Annotated in this window: 17 protein-coding genes and 1 pseudogene; 8 read left to right on the top strand and 10 right to left on the bottom strand. The window is 56.3% G+C overall.

What is annotated here, in order from left to right; translation table 11 throughout:
- Positions 1-289 precede the first annotated feature (289 nt).
- On the bottom strand, positions 290-1,336 hold the full coding sequence (locus AC3DKS_RS09020) for a ThuA domain-containing protein (RefSeq protein WP_272607747.1): 1,047 nt from the start codon (positions 1,334-1,336) through the stop codon (positions 290-292).
- A 111-nt stretch (positions 1,337-1,447) separates the two neighbouring features.
- Here AC3DKS_RS09020 and AC3DKS_RS09015 point away from each other — a divergent pair, with 111 nt between their 5' ends.
- The 3 genes from AC3DKS_RS09015 to AC3DKS_RS09005 all read left to right on the top strand — a co-directional run bounded on the left by AC3DKS_RS09015 (position 1,448) and on the right by AC3DKS_RS09005 (position 5,190).
- Positions 1,448-3,013, top strand: coding sequence for an arylsulfatase (locus AC3DKS_RS09015; RefSeq protein WP_272607748.1), 1,566 nt, complete (start codon positions 1,448-1,450; stop codon positions 3,011-3,013).
- Between the two features lie 204 nt (positions 3,014-3,217).
- Positions 3,218-3,466, top strand: a complete 249-nt coding sequence (locus tag AC3DKS_RS09010; RefSeq protein WP_272607749.1) for a hypothetical protein — start codon at positions 3,218-3,220, stop codon at positions 3,464-3,466.
- A 194-nt stretch (positions 3,467-3,660) separates the two neighbouring features.
- A complete protein-coding gene (locus tag AC3DKS_RS09005; RefSeq protein WP_272607750.1) occupies positions 3,661-5,190 on the top strand; it encodes a carboxylesterase/lipase family protein in 1,530 nt (509 codons plus the stop codon).
- Between the two features lie 30 nt (positions 5,191-5,220).
- On the opposite strand, the gene AC3DKS_RS09000 is transcribed toward AC3DKS_RS09005, so the two are convergent.
- The 6 genes from AC3DKS_RS09000 to AC3DKS_RS08975 all read right to left on the bottom strand — a co-directional run bounded on the left by AC3DKS_RS09000 (position 5,221) and on the right by AC3DKS_RS08975 (position 14,862).
- Positions 5,221-6,192: a helix-turn-helix domain-containing protein gene (locus tag AC3DKS_RS09000; RefSeq protein WP_272607751.1), complete on the bottom strand. Its 972-nt coding sequence runs from the start codon at positions 6,190-6,192 to the stop codon at positions 5,221-5,223.
- 81 nt (positions 6,193-6,273) lie between these two features.
- Positions 6,274-7,713 (bottom strand): rubredoxin, encoded by a 1,440-nt coding sequence (locus AC3DKS_RS08995; protein WP_272607752.1) that lies wholly within the window; start codon positions 7,711-7,713, stop codon positions 6,274-6,276.
- A gap of 10 nt (positions 7,714-7,723) precedes the next feature.
- Positions 7,724-11,251, bottom strand: coding sequence for a nitrate reductase (locus AC3DKS_RS08990; RefSeq protein WP_272607753.1), 3,528 nt, complete (start codon positions 11,249-11,251; stop codon positions 7,724-7,726).
- A 130-nt stretch (positions 11,252-11,381) separates the two neighbouring features.
- On the bottom strand, positions 11,382-12,050 hold the full coding sequence (locus tag AC3DKS_RS08985) for a response regulator transcription factor (RefSeq protein WP_272607754.1): 669 nt from the start codon (positions 12,048-12,050) through the stop codon (positions 11,382-11,384).
- 38 nt (positions 12,051-12,088) lie between these two features.
- A complete protein-coding gene (locus tag AC3DKS_RS08980; protein ID WP_272607755.1) occupies positions 12,089-13,375 on the bottom strand; it encodes an alginate export family protein in 1,287 nt (428 codons plus the stop codon).
- Between the two features lie 74 nt (positions 13,376-13,449).
- The gene (locus AC3DKS_RS08975) at positions 13,450-14,862 is read right to left on the bottom strand and encodes an MFS transporter (protein ID WP_272607756.1); all 1,413 of its coding nucleotides are present in this window, start codon (positions 14,860-14,862) and stop codon (positions 13,450-13,452) included.
- Between the two features lie 421 nt (positions 14,863-15,283).
- Between AC3DKS_RS08975 and nirB the strand changes: the two genes are divergently transcribed.
- Genes nirB through AC3DKS_RS08950 form a run of 5 tightly spaced genes read left to right on the top strand, consistent with a single transcriptional unit; the run spans position 15,284 to position 21,008 of the window.
- Entirely contained in the window at positions 15,284-17,782 is a 2,499-nt protein-coding gene (nirB, locus tag AC3DKS_RS08970; RefSeq protein WP_272607757.1) for a nitrite reductase large subunit NirB, read from the top strand.
- A 22-nt stretch (positions 17,783-17,804) separates the two neighbouring features.
- Positions 17,805-18,179 carry a nitrite reductase small subunit NirD gene (gene nirD, locus AC3DKS_RS08965; protein ID WP_272607758.1) on the top strand — a complete coding sequence of 125 codons (375 nt, stop codon included), beginning with the start codon at positions 17,805-17,807 and terminating at the stop codon, positions 18,177-18,179.
- 22 nt (positions 18,180-18,201) lie between these two features.
- Complete coding sequence (locus tag AC3DKS_RS08960; RefSeq protein WP_272607759.1) at positions 18,202-18,792, top strand: DUF4202 domain-containing protein; 591 nt, start codon at positions 18,202-18,204, stop codon at positions 18,790-18,792.
- A gap of 22 nt (positions 18,793-18,814) precedes the next feature.
- Positions 18,815-20,656 carry a sensor histidine kinase gene (locus AC3DKS_RS08955; protein ID WP_272607760.1) on the top strand — a complete coding sequence of 614 codons (1,842 nt, stop codon included), beginning with the start codon at positions 18,815-18,817 and terminating at the stop codon, positions 20,654-20,656.
- Positions 20,640-21,008 (top strand): DUF7009 family protein, encoded by a 369-nt coding sequence (locus AC3DKS_RS08950; protein WP_272607761.1) that lies wholly within the window; start codon positions 20,640-20,642, stop codon positions 21,006-21,008. Before AC3DKS_RS08955 ends, AC3DKS_RS08950 begins: the two co-directional genes overlap by 17 nt.
- An 83-nt stretch (positions 21,009-21,091) precedes the next feature.
- On the opposite strand, the gene AC3DKS_RS08945 is transcribed toward AC3DKS_RS08950, so the two are convergent.
- The 3 genes and pseudogenes from AC3DKS_RS08945 to AC3DKS_RS08935 form a co-directional block, all read right to left on the bottom strand.
- Positions 21,092-23,146 carry a GumC family protein gene (locus AC3DKS_RS08945; protein ID WP_272640708.1) on the bottom strand — a complete coding sequence of 685 codons (2,055 nt, stop codon included), beginning with the start codon at positions 23,144-23,146 and terminating at the stop codon, positions 21,092-21,094.
- Positions 23,147-23,185: 39 nt separating this feature from the next.
- Positions 23,186-23,494 (bottom strand): annotated as a pseudogene (locus AC3DKS_RS08940) (Wzz/FepE/Etk N-terminal domain-containing protein); the annotation flags it as partial.
- A gap of 93 nt (positions 23,495-23,587) precedes the next feature.
- Positions 23,588-25,330, bottom strand: coding sequence for an acyltransferase family protein (locus AC3DKS_RS08935; RefSeq protein ID WP_272607763.1), 1,743 nt, complete (start codon positions 25,328-25,330; stop codon positions 23,588-23,590).
- Positions 25,331-25,337: the final 7 nt, after the last annotated feature.

The raw sequence follows: 25,337 nt of genomic DNA, 5'->3' as shown, positions 1-25,337 counted from the left end.
GTATTCCTCCAACTCATATGGCGGGACAGCATCCTGTCCACCCCTGTGTTGCTTTCGTTTGCGGTGTTTTTATTACGACTCATAGTTGTAATTGGTTTAGCGTGATAAGGGCAATAGGCCCTGTTAAATTGCACGCACTACTAGGACGTATTTAAGGGAAAAAAGTTTCATTCGTTAAGAGGAGTTTAACGAAAATTCGGGAAGTTTATGAATAATTAAGAATATCTATATCCCGGCGAATTATCCATAGTGTTTGTCTATGCATAATCAGGTTTTCCGATTGCGCGAGTTAGGGCTGCCATTCCCTGGATGCGGATTGCTCCGCTGTCGGAAAATCGGCCGGAACTTCCTGGGTGACTGCCCCCGTGGCTGCCCATTCGGCGCCCCGTTGCAGCGTGGTGATAAACCCGACGCATTCCATGGAATAGTCAAAATGCCCCAGGGTGGAATGGAAGACCCGCCCCTGTCCGTATTCGATGGCCATGAGCTGGGGTACGTGTTGCCCGATACCGACTACCTCGGGGTTCCAGGGCGGGGCGTTTTTCTCCACATCGGCGTAAGCGGTTGCCAGGACGGTGGCATTCTCAAAGGGCCCCCGCATACGCTCGTACAATTCGTCCTGGGTATGCATCCACGTGGCAGGCAGGCCCTTCATAATGGGGTGCTCCGGCGCCCGGATGGTCAGCGCGAATTCATACTCCGGCCCGTGGGAGCCGCATACCCCTTCCGAATCGTCCCGGACGAGCTCCCCGGCATCGTTGTAATAGACATACGGCCCGGTTGTTTCATCCCTGCCGCCCCAGGCGCCTAAACCGATCATCCGGTTGAATTCCTCCCAGTGGCCCCAGGGGTTGTTGGCTGCGTGGACCACCACAAAGCCGCCACCGTTTGCCACGTATTGCTCAAAGGCCTTCCGGGTGGCTTCCGGCCATAGGGGGGAGGAGGCACCCAAATTCGAGATGATGACATCGTAGGGGGAAAAATCCATGGAAAAATCGGATGTTTCGATCGGGTCGTGGGAGATGGCCCGGGCGGTGGAATCCAGGGGGTAATTTTCGATGAAGGAGGTGTACGGCTCCGGCCGGGACTCGTTGTATTTGATGCCCAGCCACACGGAGTCCATCCGGTGCACGGAAACGTCAAAGAGCCCGGTTTCCTCCAGGTAATCCCGCATCATCACAGTGGTTTTTGGCCAGACATAGTGGTTGTTCTGCCCATCCAGGATCAGGGCCTGTAATTTGTCAGGTGCCTGGGGTGGCGTTGCAATGTTTTTCTTTTCTTGTTTGCAGGCGATCGCCAGGAGCGCGATGGCCGCTATCCACCGGAGATGTTTCATCGTTTCAGGTTTGGTTGGTTTTATGAAATTTCCGGGCCGGTTGCCGGCACCGGGTCTCCTGTAAATATAAAACATCGTATTACACCGGGGAAAAACCCGTATATTTTTCCCATGGATGAATGCCCTTTGGAGAGCCGTGCAGCCCTGTTGGAAAGCCGGGTTGCCCTGCCGGAGAGTCGGGTGGCCATGTTGCAAGGCCGTGCAGCCCTGTTGGAGAGCCGTGTTCCCGTGCATTGGAACAGGTTTTTTATCGCCTTCCCAATCGTTGCGTGCCTGCTGCTGGGAGCTTGCGGGGAAAGGGAAAATGCCGCCGTGCAGACACCCGCGGTCCCGCCCAATATCATCTACATCCTGGCCGACGATTTGGGATACGGCGACCTGGGCTGCTACGGGCAGGAAAAATTCAACACCCCGAACATCGACCGGTTGGCCCAGGAAGGTTTGCTCTTTACCCAACACTATTCGGGGAGCACGGTTTGCGCCCCTTCCCGCGCCGCCTTGCTGACGGGGATGCATACCGGGCACACCGTGGTTCGGGGCAACCGGGAAGTACAGCCGGAGGGGCAGCACCCCATCCCGGACTCCACCTATGCGCTGGCGGAAATGTTCCGGGAGAACGGTTATGCCACGGGGGCCTTTGGCAAGTGGGGCCTCGGATACCCGGGATCTGAGGGCGATCCGAATGCCCAGGGGTTTGACACCTTTTTTGGATACAATTGCCAGCGGATGGGACACCATTACTATCCCCACCATCTGTGGTACAACCGGGACAGCATCGTCCTGGAGGAGAATGCGGGCAAATTAAAAGGCCGCTATGCGCCGGAGCTCATCCATCGGGAAACGCTCAATTTTATCGAGGAAAACCGGGAGAACCCCTTCTTCCTGTATGTGGCCTCCATTATACCCCACGCCGAGCTGGCAGCCCCGGAGGAAACCCTGCAGCGCTTCCGGGGCAGGTACCCGCCGGAAAAGCCCTATGAAGGAACGGACCACGGGCCGCAATACCGAAAGGGCCCTTATGAATCCCAACAGGAACCCCGCGCGGCCTTTGCAGCCATGATATCCATCCTGGACCGGCAGGTGGGGGAAATTATGGAGAAGGTCCGGGAGCTGGGCCTGGAGGAAAATACGCTCATCGTGTTTACCTCGGACAACGGGCCCCACCTGGAAGGCGGGGCGGATCCGGATTATTTTGACAGCAACGGGCCGCTCCGCGGCTACAAGCGCGACCTGTACGAAGGCGGGATCCGGGTGCCGATGCTGGTGCGCTGGCCGGGTTGGATTCCACCGGGTACCCGGACGGACCACATCTCGGCTTTCTGGGATGTTTTCCCGACGTTTGCGGAGATCCTGGGTGTGGACCCCCCTGTGGAAATGGACGGCATTTCCTTTTTACCCACCTTGCTGCTGGCCGGGGACGGACAGGAACAGCACGCCTACCTTTATTGGGAATTCCATGAACAGGGAGGTCGGCAGGCGGTGCGTAAAGCCGATTGGAAGGCGGTCAGGTACGAAGTCCTCGAGCATCCCGACGGCCCCGTTGAATTGTACGACCTCTCCGAAGACCTCGGGGAGACGCAGAATATCGCTTCGGACCACCCGGAGGTGGTGGCGGAGATGGAAAAGATCCTCCGGGAAGCCCGGACCCCATCGGCGGAATTCCGATTTGGCGGATAATGGGCAGACAGGGGCGGCTCCAAACCTTAAAACGGCACGCCACAGAATGCCGGCCCGGATATTTCCCCTTGCCCTGCCTGCAATTATCTTAAATCAATCTAAATTTAAATAATTGAAAACCAGTTATTTAAATTGATTCTATGGCGCTTTGCCTGTATTTTAGGACATATCGACAAATCAAAATACACTTATAAATAGAAAAACATGGCGATACGATTAGGAAGCAGTTGCATGAACTGCGACAACATGATGAGCGACAGCATGTGTAAAGTCCACGGGGTGAAGGTGGCCAGCCACTATACCTGTGACCATTTTGAAATGAAGGCCGAATTGACCGACCACCGGGATTGCACCAGCTGCCAGAGATACGAACGGGACGACTGCGCCAACCCGGCCAAAGCGTCCCCGGGCATGATGTGCTCGGTCTGGGCCCCCCGGGAATTCCGGGCCTGACCGCCGAACCGGCGGACCGACAGATCAGCCAGCCGCAGCCTCGGCCCATTTCCCCGACCGTCCGACGCCGGGAACGATGGGATCCGCGAAGCACCTAAAATCTGCACAATGCCAGCCCCCAGAGGCTGGCTTTCTTTTTGTTTACGGGTGCGATCAATTTTATGTGTAATTTAAACGCTTTCAAATTCACACAGATGACAAGATTGATACTTGGTATCGCCCTGCTGATCGGCTGCTGCGTCGCCCGCGGCCAGGCAACCCTGGTAAAAACCGACAAAGGCTGGGTCTCCGGCACCACCGATTCCGAGCGCGGCCTGCGCGTTTTCAAGGGCATCCCCTTTGCCGCACCTCCCGTCGGAGAGCTGCGCTGGCGTGCCCCGCAACCGGTCAGGGCCTGGACGGATACCCTGCAAGCCACTGAATTTTCGGCCAGCCCCATCCAGAATGAACCAAGGCCTTTTTACGCCTGGAGTGAGGAATTTATCGCCCAACCGGAACCCCTGAGCGAGGATTGCCTGTATCTGAATGTCTGGACACCTGCTGAAAGCGGGAACGAAAAACTCCCGGTGTTTGTCTGGATTTACGGGGGCGGGCTTAACAGCGGATCGGCGAATTGCGCTATTTACGATGGAGCGGAGTTGGCGTCGAAGGGCGTCGTATTTGTAAGCCTGAATTACCGGGTGGGGGTACTGGGCTTTCTGGCGCATCCGGAACTCAGTGAGGAATCCGGGCATGGAGCCTCCGGAAATTATGGATTTATGGACCAGACAGCCGCCCTGGATTGGGTGCGGCGCAACATCGCTGCATTCGGAGGCGACCCGGACAATGTCACGATTGCCGGCCAGTCTGCCGGGGCTTTCAGCGTAAACGCGCAAATTGCATCCCCCCTGGCAAAAGGCTTGTTCCACAAAGCAATCCTGCAGAGCGGCGGGTTGCTTTCCGGCCGGCTCAGCCAGGACCTGGAACAGGCAGAAGCGGCCGGGGTCCGTTTTATGGAAAAAGCCGGGGTGCGTTCCCTTGGAGTCTTGCGGGAACTCCCGGCAGACAGCATCCAGGCTGTGAGCAACCTTCCGGGCGTGGGGCGCTTTGGCGTCACCCTGGACGGGCACTTCCTACCCGACACGGATATGCGGGCCTATTTCCGGGAGGGGCGTCATAACCAGGTACCGGTGATTGCCGGCTGGGTAACCGGGGACGGGAATTTCATGGGGTCCAACGCCATGACCCCCGAGGCCTACCGCCGGGAGGCCGACAGCCTCTACGGGGAGCGCGCCGGCGCCTTCCTGGAGCTATTCCCGGGCAGTACCGGGGAAGAGGTGCAGGAATCCAGGAGCCTGATAACCTTGTTGGGGTTTGCCGGCCTGCCAGCGCACCGGATGGCTTTAGCCAGTGGGGGGACAAGCTACCTCTACCAGTTTGGGCATGTGCCGCCGGACAAACCAGATTTCCCGAATTACGGGGCCTTCCATACCAGCGAAGTGCCTTTTACCCTCCATACGCTACATACCTGGGACCGGCCCTGGCAGCCGTATGACCGGAAGGTGGAAGATACACTCTCCTCCTATTGGCTCAATTTTGCCAAAACCGGCAACCCGAACGGGCCGGGACTCCCGGCCTGGAAACACTACCAGTACGGGTCGGGGGATATCCTGGTCATCGATGAAACGATCCGGACGGAGCCCGGGTTGCTGCAGGAGGAATTGAGATTCCTCGACAGGAACTAGGGGGCAACCTGGACCTTGAAATATCTTGGACTAGGTCGATTTCCTGTAGGAACTCGGTACCACCCCGAAACGGGCGCGGAACATCTTGGAGAAGTGGCTCCGGCTGGAATAGCCGATGTTGTAACAGATTTCCGAGACATTCATGTCGGTGGTTTCCATCAGTTCCCGGGCCAGTTCCATGCGCACATTCGTAATGAATTCGTGTGCGGAATACCCGTATACGATGCGGATTCCCCGTTGCAGTTTCCGGGAGGAAAACCCGAGTCGGGCGGCCAGGTCATCAACAGCTATCTTTTCCCCCGGGTTATCCCGGATAGTCTCAGTCAGGTTTTTAATTTTCTCAAAATCCGCGATACTGAGTTCCGGTCGTTTAACTGTACCCAGGTGCTCCTGTTGGTGCGACTCGAGTTGGGAGGCGAGCATCCCCATAACGGCGCCTTCGGTAAGCAGGCGCCCCACCAGGTCAGTCCGCTCGTTTTTGATAATCGTTTCTACAAAATGCCCGGTTTGTGTGTCTATTTGTCCCAAATAGCGATAGGCGAGCTGCTTTTGCCCCACCCGGAACAGGTTTTCCAGGTGTGTCTCCAGTTGCGTTTTTATTTTTAAATCGGCCTCCGTGATCACGTGGGTTTTCAGAATCAGGTAACAACTTTGCAGCGGTTCACCACCCGGTATTACAAAATCGGCAACGGTATGGTCGGTGCCCAGAATAAAAAAGTTCTGCCATTGCTGAATGTCAATAAAATGCTCTTCCGATTCAAATTTATGGCGTTGCCGCCCCTTCAGGTGGTATCCCAGGTAGTAATTCCTTTCACCGTTAAACTGAACCTTCCAGGACAGATCATCAAAAAATTGGATATTGTAGACCCAGGCAGTTAGGCCGGGATACAGCTCAAAAAGTTTGATGGAGCCCTGGCCTTTTTCGTTGTCCAGGATCAGTTGACCGGAACCATGGGATTCGACGACCTCCGCATCCAGGTAAACTGCGAATTGCCTGAGCATTTCTAACGGGGTATTCTCCCTCAAACCTAACATGAGCAGATAAAGGTTATGGTGCAGGTAAGTTTGTCAGCGTCTAATGTACTACTTTTCTGTAATACTCAGTTCCAGGGGTTGAAAAATCGAACCGTCGGCAGAACAGACCGTACAGCTATGGTTCGCGGGAAGTTCCTCAAAGGGGGTACCGGGCGCGATTCCGGAGTCGGGGTCGCCCGAAACCGGGTCATAAATGGTCAGGCAGGACGGGCACTGGTACACATGGCGGAGGTTGAACTCCCCGGCATCCGGGCGGGGTTGCCGTGCCTTTGGTTCCTCCTGGTCCTGTTGGCCGAAATACATCCGGCTGAGTTCGATAAGCAGGTCAGGGAGTACCTCCCGGCCCACGTCCTGTGCAAAGGGGATGTACCGGCAGCTGTTCGGGTCGAAATTTTTGGAGTACAGGATGTTGTACGACGGGCGGAAAAGCGCCCCGGAAGCCGTTCCGGGAACCGGGTTCTTCTCGATGATAATGGCCGCAAAGTGCGTCCGCTTGCCCACGTCGTTGCTGATGCCGAAAGTCAGGCCGTAGGTGCTGATATCCCGCTCGTGGAATACGCCCACCAGGTAGTTTTTAAGCTGCAATGCGCCGGGGTCGGCTACCGGGAGGTGCCAGTTCATTTCCAGTTGCGAATGCCTCACATTGATCCCGCGCTGGCCGAGCATCCGTTCCAGGGCCGGACGTGCACTTTCGTAAATTCCCTTGATAATCAGTGACTTCCAGGGGGTAATACAGATCTTGCCGATACTGTTGTCCAGGCAAAACCCGCAGAGTTCCTTGAGGAACGGGAGGTCGTACAGGTTATTTCGCCAGTAGAGGCCGAGCCAGTATTTGTCGAAGCCCATCCGGTTGACCCCCTCGTAATACGGAAAAGTCTTGTAGGGGATCTCGGGGGGGCGTTCCATGCTCCGGCTGTTGAGTTCGAGATTGGAATGGAGGTCCTCGAAAAGTGATTCCGCATTTTCGGGGGGTTCCTCCAGGTTTTCGACATACCTGCACAGGGAGGTGATGTCCCAGCTGTAGACCAGTACCGGGAAATACTCCCCCCGCTCCCAATGGGGCAGCCGGATGTTCAGATACCAGTAGTCCTCGTGGGGGGAAGCGAGGAAATTCAGGTTGCCGTTCAGGCCGGGTACGAGTCGCTGGAGGGGGTCGGTGATATTGACCTTGAGCCGTGGCAGGTAATCGAATTGCTCGATCAGGTAGAGGTAGGTAGACCCCTTGAGCCAATGCGTGCTGTCAAAGATGTCCGAGGAAACATACGAGGTGACGATATTCTGGTAGCGCCGGTCGCGGACGATTTCCCTGCCGGAAGTCAGGTTATCCTCTGCCACCCCTTCGCCGGGCGCCGAAAACAGCAGGTCCTGCCGGGACCCCAGGGAAACGGTATCGAGCCCCAGGGATTCCAGCAGGGCAATCGTTTCCTTGAGTTCGCCCGGGGAGGTGACGCCCCCCTGGATCATTATGCGGTACAGGTCGTCGTTCATAACGCTTCTATCAGGTGGTTTGCAAGGTCTTTGCCAGGAGCTCCTGCACTTCGGGTTTGCAGCTGCCGCATCCCAGTCCCGCACCGGTACGGGTGCAAAGATCCTGGAAATCGTCGCATCCGCCCCGGATGGCGTTCAACAGGTTGCCGTCGCCCACCTGGCTGCAGGAACAGACCAGGTTGCCCTCCAGGGGTTCCCCGGGGGAGCTGCCCCGCAGGAGCTCCTCTCGCTTTTCCGATAATTCGATTTCCTGCTCGATGAGTTGGCGGAATTCCGCAAATTCTGATTTGTCTCCCATCAGGATGGCCCCTTTGAGCGTATCGTCCCGGACAATGCACTTTTTGTAATACCGCTTGCTGACATCCATCAGCAGGATTTCTTCATAAGAGGGGTCGTTTGCCGGGGCGTTCGCCATGCCGATGCTGCACAGGTCCAGGTCCTCGAACTTGAGGATATTCATCAGCACGGAGCCCTGGTAGATACTCCCCAGATCGCCCAGGATAAAACGGGCGGCGGAATCTGCCTGTTGCTCGGCGGCAGCGGTGATCCCGTAAAGCGTGTTTTCGAACTCCGCAATTTCGCCCAGGGCAAAAATGTCCGGGTCGCTGGTACGCAGGTAGTTGTCCACCACGACGCCGCGGCGGGTATCCAGGCCGGCCATCCGGGCCAGTTCCACATTGGGTCGTGTCCCGATGGCGTATACCACGGCATTGCAGGGGAAGGTCCGGCCGGTTTTCAACGTTACCTGCAGTCGGTGGGCCGCTTCCCGGTCCGGGAACACCGTATTGACCTCGTTATCGAAGTACAGGTTGATTCCCCGATCGGCCACATCATCGGCCAGCAGCTTGCTGGAGAGCGGGTCGAGCTGGCGCTCCATGAGCCGCGGTGCCCGCTGGATGATACTGATGTTGATGCCAATTTTCCGCAGGGAGGCTGCCAGCTCCAGGCCCAACAGGCCCCCGCCTACAATTACCACATGCTGTTCTTCCTTTGGCAGCCCGGTTGCCGACAGGTAGGACCTGAGCCGGTCTGCGTCTCCCCGTTCGCGCATGGTGAACTGGCCGGGCAGGTCCAGCCGGACCTCGGAGGGAACAAATGCCCGGCTGCCGGTTGCCAGTATTAAGAGGTCGTACGGGTGTTCATTTCCCTGGCTGTCGATAGCCACTTTGCGTTCCCGGTCGATATTGCTGATGGCATTGCCGGGATGCAACCCGATCTGCAGTTTGGCCACTTCCCCGGCCTTCAGTTTTTGGAGGGCCTCCCAGGGGAGGTCCTCATTGACGTATTCGGGGAGGAGGACCCGGTTGTAGAACGGGTAGTTTTCCCGGGAAAAAACCTGGATATCGTCCGTTTCGTTTTGCTCCCGGTAGGTCTTTACAAACCGGTAGGCGGCGGCCCCGGCCCCAACAACCACAATCCGTTGCCAGGGTTTGCGATAGGCGGCCACCTGGACAGCGCTGTATTTGAAGTCTGGCTCCTTGGAAACCGGGTCGAGCAGGTTTTGCGTCAGGTTGTTGGCCCGGCCGAAGTCATCGCCCAGTACCCTGCCCCAGTGCATGGGCATAAAGGCCACCTTCTCGCGGATATCAAAGTTTACCTTTACCCGTACCCGTACGTCCCCCCGACGGCTTGTCACCGTAGCGATATCCCCGTCTTTCAGCCCCCTCACATAGGCATCTACCTTGTTCATTTCAATGTAGGGCCCGGGTACATGGGTGAGCAGCCTGCGGACTTTCCCGGTTTTCGTACGGGTGTGCCACTGGTCCCGCACGCGCCCGGTGGTGAGGACCAGGGGGTATTCCGTATCCGTTTCTTCCGACCGGTTGGCCAGGTGTCCGGGCGCATTGAACCGGGCTTTGCCGGAAGCGGTCTGGAACTGCCGGTCTGTAAAAAGCCGGGGGGTGCCCGGGTGGGTGGCATGGGGCACCGGCCACTGAAAACTACCTTCTGCCCGAAGCCGGGCGTGTGAGAGGCCGGAGATATCCATATCCGTGCCCCGGGTCATCAGGCAGTATTCGTCATAGACTTCGGAGGCCGAGGCGTAATTGAAACCGGGATATCCCATCTCCCGGCCAAACCGCCAAAGGATCTCGGTATCCGGCAGGGCTTCCCCGGGGGGGTCGATAACCCGGGGCAGGTAGCTGATCCGCCGCTCCGAATTGGTCATGGTGCCTTCCTTTTCCAGCCAGCCGGCCGCGGGCAACAGCAGGTCGGCAAAACGCGTGGTTTCCGAACGATGGGATATATCCTGTACGATTACAAAGGGGGCTTTTTTCAGGGCTGCCTCGGCCCGTCGGGCATCCGGGAGGCTTACCAGCGGGTTGGTACAGATGATCCAGATGGCTTTCATCTTGCCGCTTTCCAGGGCCTCAAACATTTCGGTGGCCGTAAGGCCGGGTTCCCCGCTGATGGGCTTGCCCCCCCAAAAATCCTGGACCGCCTTACGGTCGCGGGGGTTGCCAAGGTCCCTGTGAACCGCCAGAAGGCTGGCCATACCACCCACTTCCCGGCCCCCCATGGCATTTGGCTGGCCTGTCAGGGAAAACGGACCGCTGCCCGGTTTCCCGATCTGCCCGGTCAACAGCGACAAGTTCATCAGGGATACATTCTTATCCACCCCGATCACGCTCTGGTTGAGGCCCATGGTCCACATACTGATAAAGCCATTGGCATTGCCGATATACCGCGCAGCCAGGCGGATATCCTGGGCGGATACCCCGCAATGTTCCGCCGCTTTCCGAACCGATAATTCAAAAGCCCTTTGGCGGACGGCCTCAAAATTTTCCGTGTGTTTCCGGATAAAATCCCGGTCGATCATCCGTTTCTCGATGAGTACCCGGGCGATGGCATTGAACAGGTACACATCCGTGCCGGGCAGGATCTGCAGATGGAGGTCTGCCTGGGAAGCCGTCTGCGTTTTTCTGGGGTCCACCACCAGGAGTTTCACCTCCGGGTTTTTTTCCTTGTGGGCTTCGAGGCGCCGGAAGAGGATCGGGTGGCACCAGGCGGGGTTGGCGCCGGCCACCAGGAAACAGTCGGCCTTTTCTATATCCGCGTACGCGATTGGCACGGCATCCGACCCCACCGTTTTTTTATATCCGACCACCGCGCTGCTCATACAGAGGCGGGAATTCGTATCGATGTTGTTGGTGCCGATAAAACCCTTGGCCAGTTTATTGGCCAGGTAGTATTCCTCGGTGAGGCACTGGCCGGACACGTAGAACCCCACGCTGTCCGGGCCGTGTCGGTCGATCAGGCTGCGGAAGACAGCCGCGGCGCGTTTCATGGCCGTATCCCAGGAAACCCGCTGCATGGGGTGGTTCCGGCTCCAGCGCATGGTGGGGTAGAGGATCCGGTCGGAGGTGTCCTGGGCGACATAGTTGAGCGTCTTGCCCTTGCTACAGAGCATCCCCCGGTTTACCGGGTAGGACGCGTTGCCCGATACCTGGAGCTGGTTGTTCCGGTCTTTGCTGACGGTCATGCCGCAGCCGACGCCGCAATAGGAGCATATCGTGTCGAATGATTCTTTTCCAGCCATGCGAATCCGGGTTCTATGATGGCCGAAAGTTAGTTTATTACGTAGAAATACGTAGTTATAATTTGGTAAAAGTACGGAGGATTAATGCGGTTTTGACAATTATCGGGCGCCTGATTGCGAATCCCTGAAATCAGACCAGGTTGTACTCCTGGGCCTTTTTGGACAAGTCGATGAGGTTCTTGACTTCCATTTTCTTCATCAGGTTGAAGCGGTGCGTTTCAATGGTCCGCTTGCTGTTGTTCAGCTGTTGGGAGATCTCCTTGTTGGTCATCCCGGACAATACCAGGCGGAGTACCTGGAGTTCCTTGTTCGTCAGGTCAAAGGGGTTGGAGGCCGCGGGTGCCGGCCGGGATGCGGCCCGTGGGGAATTTTGGCCCAGCAGGTTGTTGACCAGTACATCCGAGATGTCCCCGCTGAAATATTTTCCGCCGTCGCGGACCGTGTGGATGGCTCGGAGGAATTCGGCCTTGTCGGTATCCTTGAGCAGATAGCCGCTGGCCCCCGCCGCCACGGATTTCAGGATGTACTCTTCCGAATCGTGCATGGACAGGATGATGCACCGGGTGGGATGCCCCTCCCGACTGAGGCGCTCCACGGTTTCGATCCCCCCCAGTTCGGGCATGCGGATGTCGATGACCAACAGGTCGGGCCGGATACGGGAGACCATTTCGATAGCTTCCAGGCCGTTGGATACCTCCCCGATGACTTCCAGGTCTTCCTGCTCCTCGAGCAGCGCACGGATCCCGTCGCGCACCAGGGCATGGTCGTCGGCAAGTACAATGGATGTAGGTTCCGGCATGGATGCGGTTTAGCTACCGACAAAAGTACGGAAATATTTTAGCGGATCAGGCCGGGTTTTATCACCAGCATCAACCAGGCCCAGTCCTGCCAGTCCGCCGCGGATGCCCGGTCGACGCCTTTGAGGGTAAACATCCCCTCGGCCGGGAACATGTGGGAGTACCCGACCTTCAGGCTGAAACCGTCAAAGTTCCGGGTCAGTACCAGGTCGGCCTCCGTACCCAGCGAGCGGTTCCCGTCCGGGAGTGCCTCTGCACCCCTGAAATAAAGGATCCGGCCCAGCAGCCCGGCATTTTTTCCCAGTCGCAGGTTTGCGCTGGCATGCAGATCCACGAGGCCTACTGAATTCCCGTGGTTCCCCACATAGAAATAATCCATAAACCCATTGAATTTGTGGTTGGTGCCATAGAGGGGGAAAAAGGCACCGGTCTCCCCGGGGCTCGCGGCGTCGTCACCGCTGATCCATTCCATCCCGAGCCCGAGCCCCGGCCCGGTTTCCGGCCGGTAGGTCAGGTCCAGGCCAAGCAGGTACGCCCACCGGGCCTGCAGCCCGCCGGGGCGCTCCCCGTCCTGCAGGAAGGCATTCAGCGCCAGGCCTACCCGGCCCCGGGAATATTCCAGGTGGGTGCCCAGGGTCTGCAGGTAGCCGGCACCATCCGGCTCGTCAGCCGTGTCGAAGCGCTGGAAGCCGTTGTTGAGCAGGATGAGGCTGCCCGTGAGGTACTTCCAGGTTTTTTTCAGGTACAGGTATTGCATGGTTTTATAGGTGAAGAAACCCGTTGTATTGTAGGCATTGCCCACGGATTGGTATCCCCCCGGACTGGCCAGGTCCTGGCTGAAGGCGAGGCCCAGGTGGGCCAGGAAGGTACTGTCCGTAAACTTCAGCAACGCGGCATCGTGGTTGCGTCCCTGCTGTGCCCAGTCCAGGCCGCCGAATATGCGCTGGTCGTCATAGCTGATCACCTGCCGCCCGAAACGGGTAGCCCATTTCTCGCCGAGTTTCACTTCTGCCCAGGCCTGGAATACCGAAAACGAATTGTTCTGGTCCGCCGGCAGGATCTGGCGGTTTTCACCCCAGACCAGGATATCCTGCATGCTCAGGTAAAAGGTATAGCCCGGTTGTTTGTAGGCGGCATTGAGCCGGGCACGGGTGGCGATGGAAAAACCCGGTTCTGCATCCCGGGCAATCAGGCTGCCAAAACCGTGCCGGTACTCGGCCCGGGGCCTGAATTCGCCGTCCAGGGTAAACTGGGCGAGTAAAGGGGTGCAGAGGCTGGCGGCCCACAGGCAAGCGGTGAGCAGGTACGTGGAATGTAGCTTTTTCATGGTAAGTGTTTACAGGTTGCTATTTAAGGAAGGGCCCGGGGAATGGAATCCGGGCCCCGGCAGCTTAGGGCCTTTCAGGAATTGGCAAGTACGGGTTCGCCTTCCATCTCCCGTGCAATCTGTTTTTCATCGGCAGAGGAAAACCGGATAGCCATGGCGGCCAGGGCCGACACGATCACAAAGGCCCCGATGGTGAAATACCCGCTGGATACCGCAGCCGACGACGCGGCTGCCTGGGCGGCGGCAACTGCTTGCTCGCCCAGCCCTTCGCTGGCTTCGATGGCCCGGGTCTCCGCGTTTGCGGACTTATACTTGAGCAACAGGGCGGCCAGGAAGGCCCCGACGTTCCCCCCGGCGCCCACGATCCCGGAAATGGAGCCAATCGCTTTTTTATTGATGAACGGCACCACCGAAAAGGTGGCTCCTTCCGCCATTTGTACGGTGAGGCTGAAGGCGATCAGGAAGACCATCCCGATGGCCAGGCTGGTTGTAAGCGAAAACAGGGACAACATCAGGCCCTCGGCTCCCAGGATGAGCACCAGGAACAGGACGCGCCCCCGGAGTCCCCGCAGGCGGCCGAACCGGTCCCCGCATATCCCCCCTAGGGTGCGCGCAAAGATGTTCATCAGCGCAAAAGACAGGACCAGGTTGCCGGCACTGGTGCGGCTGAGCCCGAAGGTGTTTTGCAGATAGTCGTCCATGGTACCGTAGACGGTGAGTTCCATGCCGAAACAGGCTGCGTAGACCACAAACAGGATCCAGACGCGGTAATCCGATAGCGTGGAGAGGAAGGAAACCTTGTCCTTCTTCAAATCGGGCATGTTGCCGCTTCTACGCAGTTCATTGAAGTTCCCCGCCGGCGTGTCCTGGGTAAAAAAGTAGTAGACGAGCCCCATCGAAAAGCAGATCGCCCCGGCGATGACCATGGCATACCGCCAGGCCATTTCCTCCGCTACGCCGAAACTGACGACCGCCGCGGCAATCAACGGCATGCCCAGGCGGTTGGCGCCCCCACCCAGGTTCCCCCAGCCCGCCGATGTGGCATTGGCTGTACCGACCACATTGGGGGCAAACATGATGGACGTATGGAATTGGGTAATGACAAACGAGGCCCCGATAAAGCCGATAAAGAACCGGCAGAGCAAAAATTGCAGGGGGGTTTGGACAAAACCGAGCAGGATCACCGGGATGGCCCCCAGGATCAACAAATAGGTATAACACATCCTCGGCCCATACCGATCGCATAGTTTCCCGATCAGCAACCGGGCAAATACGGTCCCGCTTACCGCGAGGATGATGGAATTCCACTTCTGGTCCGGGGTGAGGCCGAGGTCCCGGACCACATCGGGCATAAAGGGGACAATCCCGAACCAGGCAAAGAAGCAGGTGAAAAATGCGATGGAGGTGATCCAGAACGTCCGGATGGGGATTGTGCGGATCCGGGTGAGCTTCAGGGAGGTGGCTTTTTGTGCTGGGTTTGTTTTCATGATTTGCGGTTTTGTTTGGTCAAACTTATAATAAGTAAGTATATATACGTACATTTTAGATGTAAATATCCCCATGCTCTACGTATTTTTTAGGAATTCAAAAAATCAACCGCTCCCCATTGAGGAATCGGCGATTCAGGCGGGATGGGATTGGGAATTTGGCAGGAGGTAAGCAAGACGAATCGAGGAATTTTTGTTTCCATGCCGCTGTATTGCCTTGTATATATGCCATCCCGATTAATTCGTTATTCAGGGACGGAGTTGTGAAATGGGTGGGGCCAACAGAATAGCTGGGGTGGGAGGTTGAGGTATCCCGGGGAAATTATATTGTGAATTTGGCAAAAACACTACGTAATTATTTTCAAATACTCAGTAGTTAAATACGTAAAAATACGTAATATTGCAGGGTAAATCGAAACCTATGGAACGTATCATTGTAATTGGCAACGGGATGGTGGGTTATAAATTCTGCGAAAAATTCGCTTCCCACCCCAACAGGGACGGATTTGAAGTAACCGTTTTCGGGGAGGAACCTCGCGTGGCGTACGACCGCGTACACCTGAGCGAATTCTTTGAAGACGGGGACCCGGAACGCCTGGAACTCGCCCCGAGGTCCTGGTACGAAACCCAGGGGATTGTGCTGCATACCCGCTCGCGAATTGAGCGGATCGACCTGCAGGCAAAACAGGTGACTACCGATGCTGGCCTCGAATTCGCGTATGACTACCTGGTCCTGGCTACCGGGTCCGCCCCCTTTGTGCCAGCCATCGAAGGCGTGGAGAAACAGGGAGTATTCGTTTACCGGACCATCGAAGACCTGGAGGCCACCCAGGATTTTGCCCGCCGGTTGGGCGCGGGCCGGGCGGCCGTACTCGGGGGCGGCCTGCTCGGGCTCGAGGCGGCCAAGGCGGTACGGGATATGGGCCTGGAACCCCATGTGGTGGAGTTTGCCCCCCGGCTGATGCCCCGGCAGCTCGACGAGGTGGCGAGCAAAGCCCTGCAGGCCAGGATCGGGTCGCTGGGTATCCGGGTCCACCTGAACAAGGTCACCCAGCGCATCCTCGGCAACGGGTCCATCAAGGGGATGGAGTTCGACGATGGGGATTCCCTGCCCGTGGACATGCTGATAGTTTCTGCCGGGATCCGCCCCCGGGACGAGCTGGCCCGAGCATGCGGACTGGAAGTGGGGCCCCGGGGCGGGGTTGTGGTGGACTCCTCCATGCGTACCTCGGACCCTTCGGTTTTTGCCATCGGGGAGGTAGCCCTTTACAACCAGATGATATACGGCCTGGTGGCCCCGGGCTACGAGATGGCTCAGGTGGCTGCCGACCAGATCCTCGGGAAGCCCACCCGGATGAGCGCCTCCGTAGACCTCTCCACCAAGCTGAAACTCATCGGGGTGGACGTTGCCAGTTTCGGCGATGCGTTTGCCGACGGGGATAACGCCCATACCATCGTATTTGAGAACAAGTACCAGGGGATCTACAAAAGGATCAACGTCTCCCGGGACGGGAAACGTTTGCTCGGGGGCATCCTGGTAGGGGATGCGGAAGATTACAATATGTTGCTGCAGCTGTACCTGAATGCCCTGCCGCTACCTGAAAACCCGGAAGACCTGATCCTCGGGGCCCGGGGGGAGGGTGCCGCCCTGGGCAGTGTCATGGACCTGCCGGATTCAGCCGTGGTGTGTTCCTGCGAGGCAGTGACCAAAGGCGGGATCTGCTGTTCGGTAACCGAAGACGGGAATGAGAGCGTCAAGGCTGTTGCCAGGGCCACCCGGGCCACCACCGGGTGCGGCGGCTGCAAGCCGATGGTTGCCGACCTCGTGGCTGAAAGCCTCAAAGCCCTCGGGAAAACGGTCAAAGAACAGCTCTGCGAGCACTTCAACTATTCCCGCCAGGAGTTATTCGATATCGTGAAACTCCGCGGCATCCGCGATTACGACGAGTTGCTGGACCTGGTGGGCAGCGGCCACGGCTGCGAGGTGTGCAAGCCGGCGGTTGCCGCAATCTTCGCCAGTATCTACAACGAAACCGCCAACCGGCAGGAAACCATCCAGGACTCCAACGACCGCTACCTGGCAAATATCCAGCGGAACGGCACGTATTCCGTCGTCCCCCGGGTAGCCGGGGGGGAGATCACCCCCAGGCAATTGATGGCCCTTGGCCGCATCGGGATGAAGTACGACCTGTATACCAAGATCACCGGGGGGCAGCGCATCGATATGTTCGGGGCGCAACTCCACGAGCTGCCGCTCATCTGGGAGGAACTGATCCGGGAAGGTTTCGAAAGCGGCCACGCCTATGGCAAGTCGCTGCGGACCGTCAAAAGCTGCGTGGGTTCTACCTGGTGCCGGTACGGGATGGACGAGAGCGTGAGCTTTGCCATCGAGGTGGAAAACCGCTACAAGGGCATCCGTTCCCCCCACAAGATCAAGGGCGGCGTATCCGGCTGCATCCGCGAATGTGCCGAGGCGCGCTGCAAGGATTTCGGGTTTATCGCGGTGGAAGGCGGATGGAATGTCTATGTCTGCGGGAATGGGGGCGCCAACCCGAAACACGCCGTCCTGCTGGCCGAAAAGGTAGACAAGGAAACGGCTGTACGCTACGTGGACCGCTTCCTGATGTACTATATCCGCACCGCCCCCCCGCTCACCCGAACGGCCGCCTGGCTCGAGAAGCTCGAAGGGGGGATCACCTACCTGCAGAATGTGGTGATCCACGATTCCCTGGGGATCGCCGGGGAACTGGATGCCGATATGCAGCGCCTGGCGGATACGTATACCTGCGAGTGGAAGGAAGCCGTGGAAACCCCGGAGATCCGCGCGCGCTACACCCACTATGTGAACTCCGACGACCCTGACAACAACCTGGAATTCGTCCCGATGCGCGGGCAGAAAATGCCGAAGGCCTGGACATGACAACCCCTCAAATAAAGACCGTATGACCGACTTCCCAACACCGGACTCCCTGGATTACGACGCGGTAACCACCTGGTTCCGCGCTGCTCCCGTCGACCGCTTCCCCCGGAACGGCGGGGCATGCGTCAAATACGGGGACAAACAGATCGCCGTATTCAACTTCGCCCGGAAAGGCCGCTGGTATGCCTGCCAGAACCTCTGCCCCCATAAAATGGAAATGGTCCTCTCCCGCGGGATGATCGGCGAGGATGCTGGGCACGACAAGGTGGCCTGCCCGCTCCATAAGAACACCTTTTCGTTGCGGACGGGCGAAAACCTGAACGGGGACCTGGAGGCCATTACCACCTACCCGGTTAAAATCGAGGACGGCTTTGTGTATATAGGTTTTTCTGAATAGCTTTAGGACAAATCCCAACCCGATGGGCCAACCCAAGAAATTGCATGCGGCATTTAACCGCTTCGACCAGCTCAATGCCCGGGACCCGAATACCGAAATGGTAGACGGGGAACCCCAGCCCAGGGAATGGATCTACGGGCGCCGGATGACACAAACCCTGAACGCATTCCGGCCGGACGCCTCGGAGGCCCTGCAGCTTACCGCGAGGTGCCAGCACCTGTGTCGATGGGAAATTCCCAGGTCGCGCTATCCGATGGACCGCCCCGGCTACCTCAAGTGGCGGCAAGAGCTCAAGAAATTCCACGCGGACAAAGCCTCGGAGGTCCTGGCCGAAATCGGGTATGAACAGGAAATGATCGACCGGGTTGCATTTCTCTTGCAGAAAAAGCGACTGAAGCGGGATCCGGAAACCCAGGCACTCGAGGATGTTATCTGTCTGGTCTTCCTGGAGCACTATTTTGAGGATTTTGCGGCCAAACACCCGGAAGAAAAGGTCATCGACATCCTGAGGAAGACCTGGCGCAAAATGTCGCCGGAAGGACACCGGGCGGCCCAGGCCATGGACCATCCGCCGGCTGTGCAATCGCTGTTGGCGAAGGCCCTCGGGGAGTAACCCACAGCACCATGCGGAAGCCATGAAAACAGGACCCGATAAGATCCCCCTGGAAACGGAGGCTTTTCTCCGGATTCGCAAATGGTACCTGATAGCCGTAGCGGCCATTGCGGTAACGGTTATCGTTGCGCAAATCCTCATCCAGCTGCATCTGGAATCCCAGCTGGACGATTCCAAGGTGATCAATGTGGCCGGCCGGCAGCGGGCGCTCAGCCAGAAACTGACCAAGGAGGTCCTGCTTCTGGAACAGAGCATGCCCGGGACGGAACAACGGCGGGAACAGGTCCGTACACTGCGCCGCACCCTGGGTGACTGGCAGGTTTCCCACAGGGGGCTTCAATCGGGGAATGACAGTATCGGCCTGCCGCCGGAGACCGACCCGGACATCCTGGAAAGATTCCGGGACATCCAGCCGCGCTTTGACGCTTTGGCTGGGGCGGCCGCCTACCTGGTCCGCCACGATACGCTGGCTGCCGATTCCCCGGAATTCCGCTGGCAACTCGACATCGTCCTGCAGGAGGAAGCTGCATTCCTGGACCGGATGGACGCGATCGTCAACCTGTATGATGCCCGGAGCCGCGCCCGCCTGCAGGAGCTCAAATACAAGGAGTACCTGCTGCTTGCGGTATCCCTGATGATCCTGGCCCTGGAAGTATTATTGATCTTTCGCCCCCTCTCCCTGCAGATCCGGGAGACCATCGCCAACCTGGTGCGGAGCAAAGCGGCTTCGGAAACCCACCTGGAGGAAGCCAACCGGCATTTCAGGGAAAAGGAAAAGACCCTCAAGGAATTACAGGAACTCAATTACGTGCTGAACCATGCCGCGCTTTTTGCCAATATTCGGAACGACGGACAGATTGTGACCATCAGCCGGAAATTCCTGGAATTGCTCGAATTGTCCGAGGTACCCAAAAATGTGACCTTCCCGGAACTCCTCACCCGGAATCCCGGGCAACAACAATACCTGAGGGAGTTGTTTTCCAGCAGGCGGAAGGTGATCCGGACAGAGGAAATCCAGGTGGAAAGCCCCGGGGGCCGAAAACTCTGGCTGGAAGTCTCCATCATCCCGTTCCACGAGCCCGACCTGAAACAGAGCATCCTGATCATGTGTTCGGATATTACCGAACGGAAACGGACCAAGGCCAAGGTAGAGGAACTCACGCGGAGGCATTATGAGGAACGCATGCAATTGCGTCAGCTTCGGGCCAGCCAGGTAGTGGAGGGGCAGGAGGAGGAACGCAAACGGATTGCCCGGGACATCCACGACGGGATCGGCCAGATGTTGACGGCCCTGAAATTCAATATCGAATCCATCAACCCGGAACAGGTAGCGAAAACCCGGGAGAAAATCGCCTACCTGAAAAGCCTTTCCTCCGACCTGATCAAGGGCGTGCGCACGGCCACATTTAACCTGACCCCGCCGGAACTCACCGACCACGGCCTGGTGCCCGCCCTGCAAAAGATGGCAACGGAACTCAGCAAGCTCACAGGGCGCGAGATTGAATTCCTCAACAATACCGAAGGGGCCATCCGGCTGGAATCCCTGGCGGAGACGAATATCTACCGGGTTACCCAGGAAGCCATCAACAACGCCATCAAATATGCCGGAGATGCCTCTATCCGCCTCACCATCAACCGCAACGGGCACCTGTTGAGCGTGGTGGTGGAAGATAACGGCAAGGGCTTCGACCCGGAGGAGCTGGAGCACACCCGGGGGCAGGGGAGCGAAGGCGGCATGGGCGTGATCTTTATGAAGGAGCGCATCCGGTTTATCGGGGGGAAGCTCTTTATCAACTCCGCCCCGGGGGAGGGAACCCGGGTTACGATCAACTACAATATTGCTACAGATGAAAATACGGATTAAAGGAAATTCAGTGCGTTACCGGCTCACGCGGGCCGAGGTGGAAACATTTTGCAAGATCGGGAATATCGAGGAGGAAACCGTTTTCCCATCCGGGGTGTTTCGCTACATCCTCCGGGCGGAGGTAGGCGTGGCAGAGCCCAAGGCAGACTTTACCCGCGGAGCCGTCACGGTAACCCTGCCGGCATCGGCCCGGGAGGGCTGGTTGGAAGACACCCGTGTTGGGTACAGCAACTCGGCGGATTGGAACGACCCCGGGGCCCTGTCCGTGCTGGTGGAAAAGGATTTTGCCTGCCTGGACAACACGGTGGAGGACCAGTCCGACAACTTCCCGAACCCGAATGCTGAGTGTTGAAACCGATGGGAGCTGATGCGCCCGTATCCCGGCTGAACTGTGCCAAAAACCATGCAACCGCGCAATAAGCCGTAACGCTAAGACTAGTACTGGTATTTCCGGGAATTCAGCGAGCCCACGTCGTTGATGACAAAGGCCATATTCGGCAGCTGCTTTTTCTGCTGGAGTTCCCTGGCGTGGCGCACCATATTCTTGTCGGTGATGCCCGTTCGCGTAATGTAGACCGTGGCATCCGCGTGTTTAGCCAACAGGAGCGGATCGGCCACCGAGAGGGAAGGGGGGGAGTCCAGTATCACGATGTCAAACTCGGAAACGGCCCGCTGAATAAACCGCGCGAACCCTTTGCCGGACAGGAGTTGCGTGGGGTTCGGGGGCATCTTGCCGCCAAAACACACCTTTAAATAATCCAGGTTGTCAAAACCGCCGGCAATTACATCCTCCCATTTTACCCGGGATTCGCTCAGGTATTCGGAAAGGCCAAAGGAAAACGAATCCGGCTTAAAGTAGTTCATCAGCTCCCGGTTGCGCAGGTCGGCCCCCACCAGCAGGACCTTGTGGTGCATGCTCGCATAGGCCTGGGCCATGTTCAGGGCGGTGGTGGTCTTGCCTTCGCCTTTTACCGAGGAGGTTACCAGAACGCATTTGCCCCTGGCAGCATCCCCTGCATCCCCTGCATTCCCGGCGTCCGCTGCATTCCCGGCCCCGTCGGCACCGCTGGATCCGCTTGCACCCCCGGCACCCCGGCCATTCGCCCCGTCACGGGCGGAAAGCAGCGTATCCAGGTTGGTGGTGGCAATGCGGAAGGATTCTGCCAAGACAGAGCGGTCTGCGGCGTTGATCACCTTGCGCGATTTTTTGAAGGTGGGTATTTCTGCCAGGATCGGGACCTCCGGGCTCAGCCGCACCAGGTCCGTCCGGTCCTGGATCTTCCCGTTAATCGTAAAGTGGAGGTACAGCACTATGAAAGGCACAAAAAGGCCAATCATGAAGGACATCGGGTAGACAATCCGCTTTTTGGGGGAGAGGGGTTCGGTATCCGTAAGCGCGTAGTCCACCACCTTGATGGACGGGGCGGTAACCGCATAGCTGAGGGCGGCTTCCTCCCGTTTCTGGAGCAGCAGGATAAAGAGGTTTTCCTTGATGTCCTGCTGGCGTTCTATAGAGCGCAGCATCTTTTCCTTCTCCGGCAGGCGGGAGAACATCGTATTGGCCCGGTTTTTTTCGCGGGTGAGCTGGCGCAGGGAGAGCTTCAGCTGCGTCTGGTAGATGTTCAGCGTCTTCATGATATTCACCTTGGCGTTCTGCAGCTGGTTGGAAATGGCGATCAGCGTGGGGTGGCTTTCCCCCACATTGGTCAGCAATTCCTCCCGCTCCAGGGCCATCTGGTTGTATTCGGCCACCATGGAGTTCAGCCCGCTGTTTTCCAGGCCCACGTCCACCGGCAGCAAGCCGTAGGACGACTGGGCCGTAACCGCCTTCTTGAGCAGGTCGGCCAGGGAGACCTGCGTTTCCAGCTGGGTGACTTCGTCCTGGGCCACCGCGCGCCGCTGAAGGGAAAAATCCACGTCCGAATCCAGGTAGGACAGGTCGTTGGTGCGTTTAAAGTCTTCTTTCCCCACCTCGATGGAGTCCAGTTCCTGGGAGAGGCTCAGGAACCGCTCGTCGATAAAATCCAGGGTCCGCTTGGAAACCAGCTGCCGGTCCTTAATCCCGTCCTGATTGAATTTATTGATCAGCTCGTTCAAAATGGCCTCCGAACGCTCCACGCTTTGGCCCCGGATGGACAGGGCCAGGATTTCGCTGTCTTCATCAATCGGTTCAACTTTTAATTTCCTGGCTAAATTCAGGACGGCCTGCTTTTCAGGGGTAAGGACAACTCGAAAATGTTTCCCCGGGAAATTTGAAAGATCCGTATCGGGTCGAAGGCTTACCTCAAAAGGCAGCCCTTTATCAACTCCTGAGGTATCCGGAGTGATAAGCGAGGCATTGTAGTTTCGTTCTGACTCATCCTGAATTTGAACCTGCGTACCCTCGAAGAATATTTCGTAGGATTTAGTGGATGTCAGACTATCTTCCGCAATGATTTTTGTGACAGCAAAGGGCGGATTCCATATTTCAGTTGTTTTTACCTGTCCCATCACGAAATATGAAATATCGAGATTCAAGGTTTCAACAACCTGACGCAATATCCGATAGGAACGTAGCACCTCTATTTCATTTTCTAAGTTGAAGGAAGATGCCTGGCCCAGAACGGCAAGCGCTTCGGATGAGATATCCATTTTTTCCGTATCGTGGAGAAGCTCAATCTTTGCTACTGATTGATAGGTGATCGGGGCATATCGCATATAGAGATAACCCAGCCCAATACTTAAAATCAGAGTAATAAGAAACCATGGCCAATACCGGAGGTATTTCCCGATCAATTTTTTCAGATCGAACGTATTGTTCCCTGAATCATTTTCTATGTCAAAATCCTGATAAGACATTTTCTACTGCGTGGTAAGGGGTAAAAGTAAGAACAATAAAAAAGGCATAACTCGTGTAGATGTTAAAAGTCCATCCTATTAGGGCGTTAGAATCTAATGATAAAGTATTTCTGCTATTCTGGGTTCAATTAGACTGGCAAAATAACTGGCCCCGGCTTTGGTGAAATGCCGGCAATCCTGGCTGATGAATTTGCAATCCGGAGTAAATACAGGGACGGTCTTCTCTTGGTCCAACGTAAGATCGATAAGGTCAATGTATCGATCTCCCCATGTATTTTTCAGTCTGCTATTTAATTCCAGATATCCTTCTTCCATGTGGGTTCTCTGGCTGCAATAGTCAGGGCCGGATTGATTGTAAAAAATTCCGTTGTTAACACCAAAATTCTTTGTGCCGACATACCAGACCTTTTCCCTGGAAACATTCAGCTGCTCCATAAAGGATTTATCCAAATCGGTGATGAAGATTATTTCAGCCATTTCGGCAGGGGTTCTCAGTTCACTAACAGGGGTTGTTTCGTTAAAATAGCTAATTTCCACGGAGTCTGCATATTGAGATTCCAGTAAAACATTGCACCAGTCGCGCATAAAACTATTCCCCACTGCCAGAACCTTTATGCGATTATTATTCGAAAAGGAATGACTCAATTGATTTATGCGATCATTATACCTGGCATGCATATTTCGCTCCCCCTGCTCCTTTACCAGGCTGAGTTCCGGCACATCCTTGAGGATTCCAGCTTGTGTGTAGATGTGCCATGATACGCCTGTTGTCAACAGGAATACAGCGGTTAAAACAATTAATACAACCTTCGTGGAAAAGCGTCTTCGAAAAGGTTCTTCAATAAAGTAATACGTAAGGACGGAAAGGACAATTGTCAGGAAAAGAACAAGCAGGTAATCTGTGAATTGCATCTCCTGGAAATACACATAGCGCCCGAACGCCAGCAGCACCTGATGCCACATATATAAACTAAAGCTGATTTTCCCCACAAAAACCATGAACCGATTTTCAAGCAGCCGTGAAGACCACGAGTTTTCGTGGTTGGCGGATATGAGTATTGCACAGGTAATTACGATGGTGAAAAATAAAAGCCATTGGTCTGAGAGAAAATTTAGCCCGGCGAAAAGAACAATCAGCAAAAGTAAGGCCAAGTGAAATGCGAGACGATGGCGAATTAAATTTCGTCCAACCAGAATAGCGGCAATACCTCCAATGGATAATTCGAAGAATCGAAACGGCAACAGGTAAAATTTTAAATAAGACGGAAAGGGTGCGAAATACAGCACCAATGAAAGTATTGTCAATAATGCAAGAATCCACACGATCCAATGCTTTCGAACCGTACCCACAAGAACAAAGAGAAACGGATAGATCAAATAATATTGTTCTTCTATGCCCAGGCTCCAGGTGTGCATTAGCGGCTTATATTCATTGACAACATCCCAATAATTCTTGGTGGTTAGTATCTGAAGCGTATTATTGTTAAAGAAGTTGGTAGCGATAACGCTCTGGGCTAAATTTTCAAGATCGTCCGGCAACATAAAAATCATGCCCAGGCATAAAGAAACAAGGCAGATAAAGAGTACAAGTGGAATGATGCGTTTAATTCTACGTAAATAAAAATCCCGGATAGAAAACTGCCCTTTTATAAATCCGCGGTATATGATCCCCGTAATCAGGAATCCGCTGATCACAAAAAACACATCGACTCCCAAATAACCGGCAGGTAAATAGCCAAAATGAAATGCAATGACTGCTATTACCGCAATTGCCCGCAAGCCATCGATATCCTCACGGTATTTTTTCCCGCTAACCCATTTACCTGGTATCTTCATCTATCAA

Source organism: Robiginitalea sp., from assembly GCF_982776155.1.
Note: the sequence above shows the minus strand (reverse complement) of the source record. Positions and strands in the feature narration are given on the sequence as shown.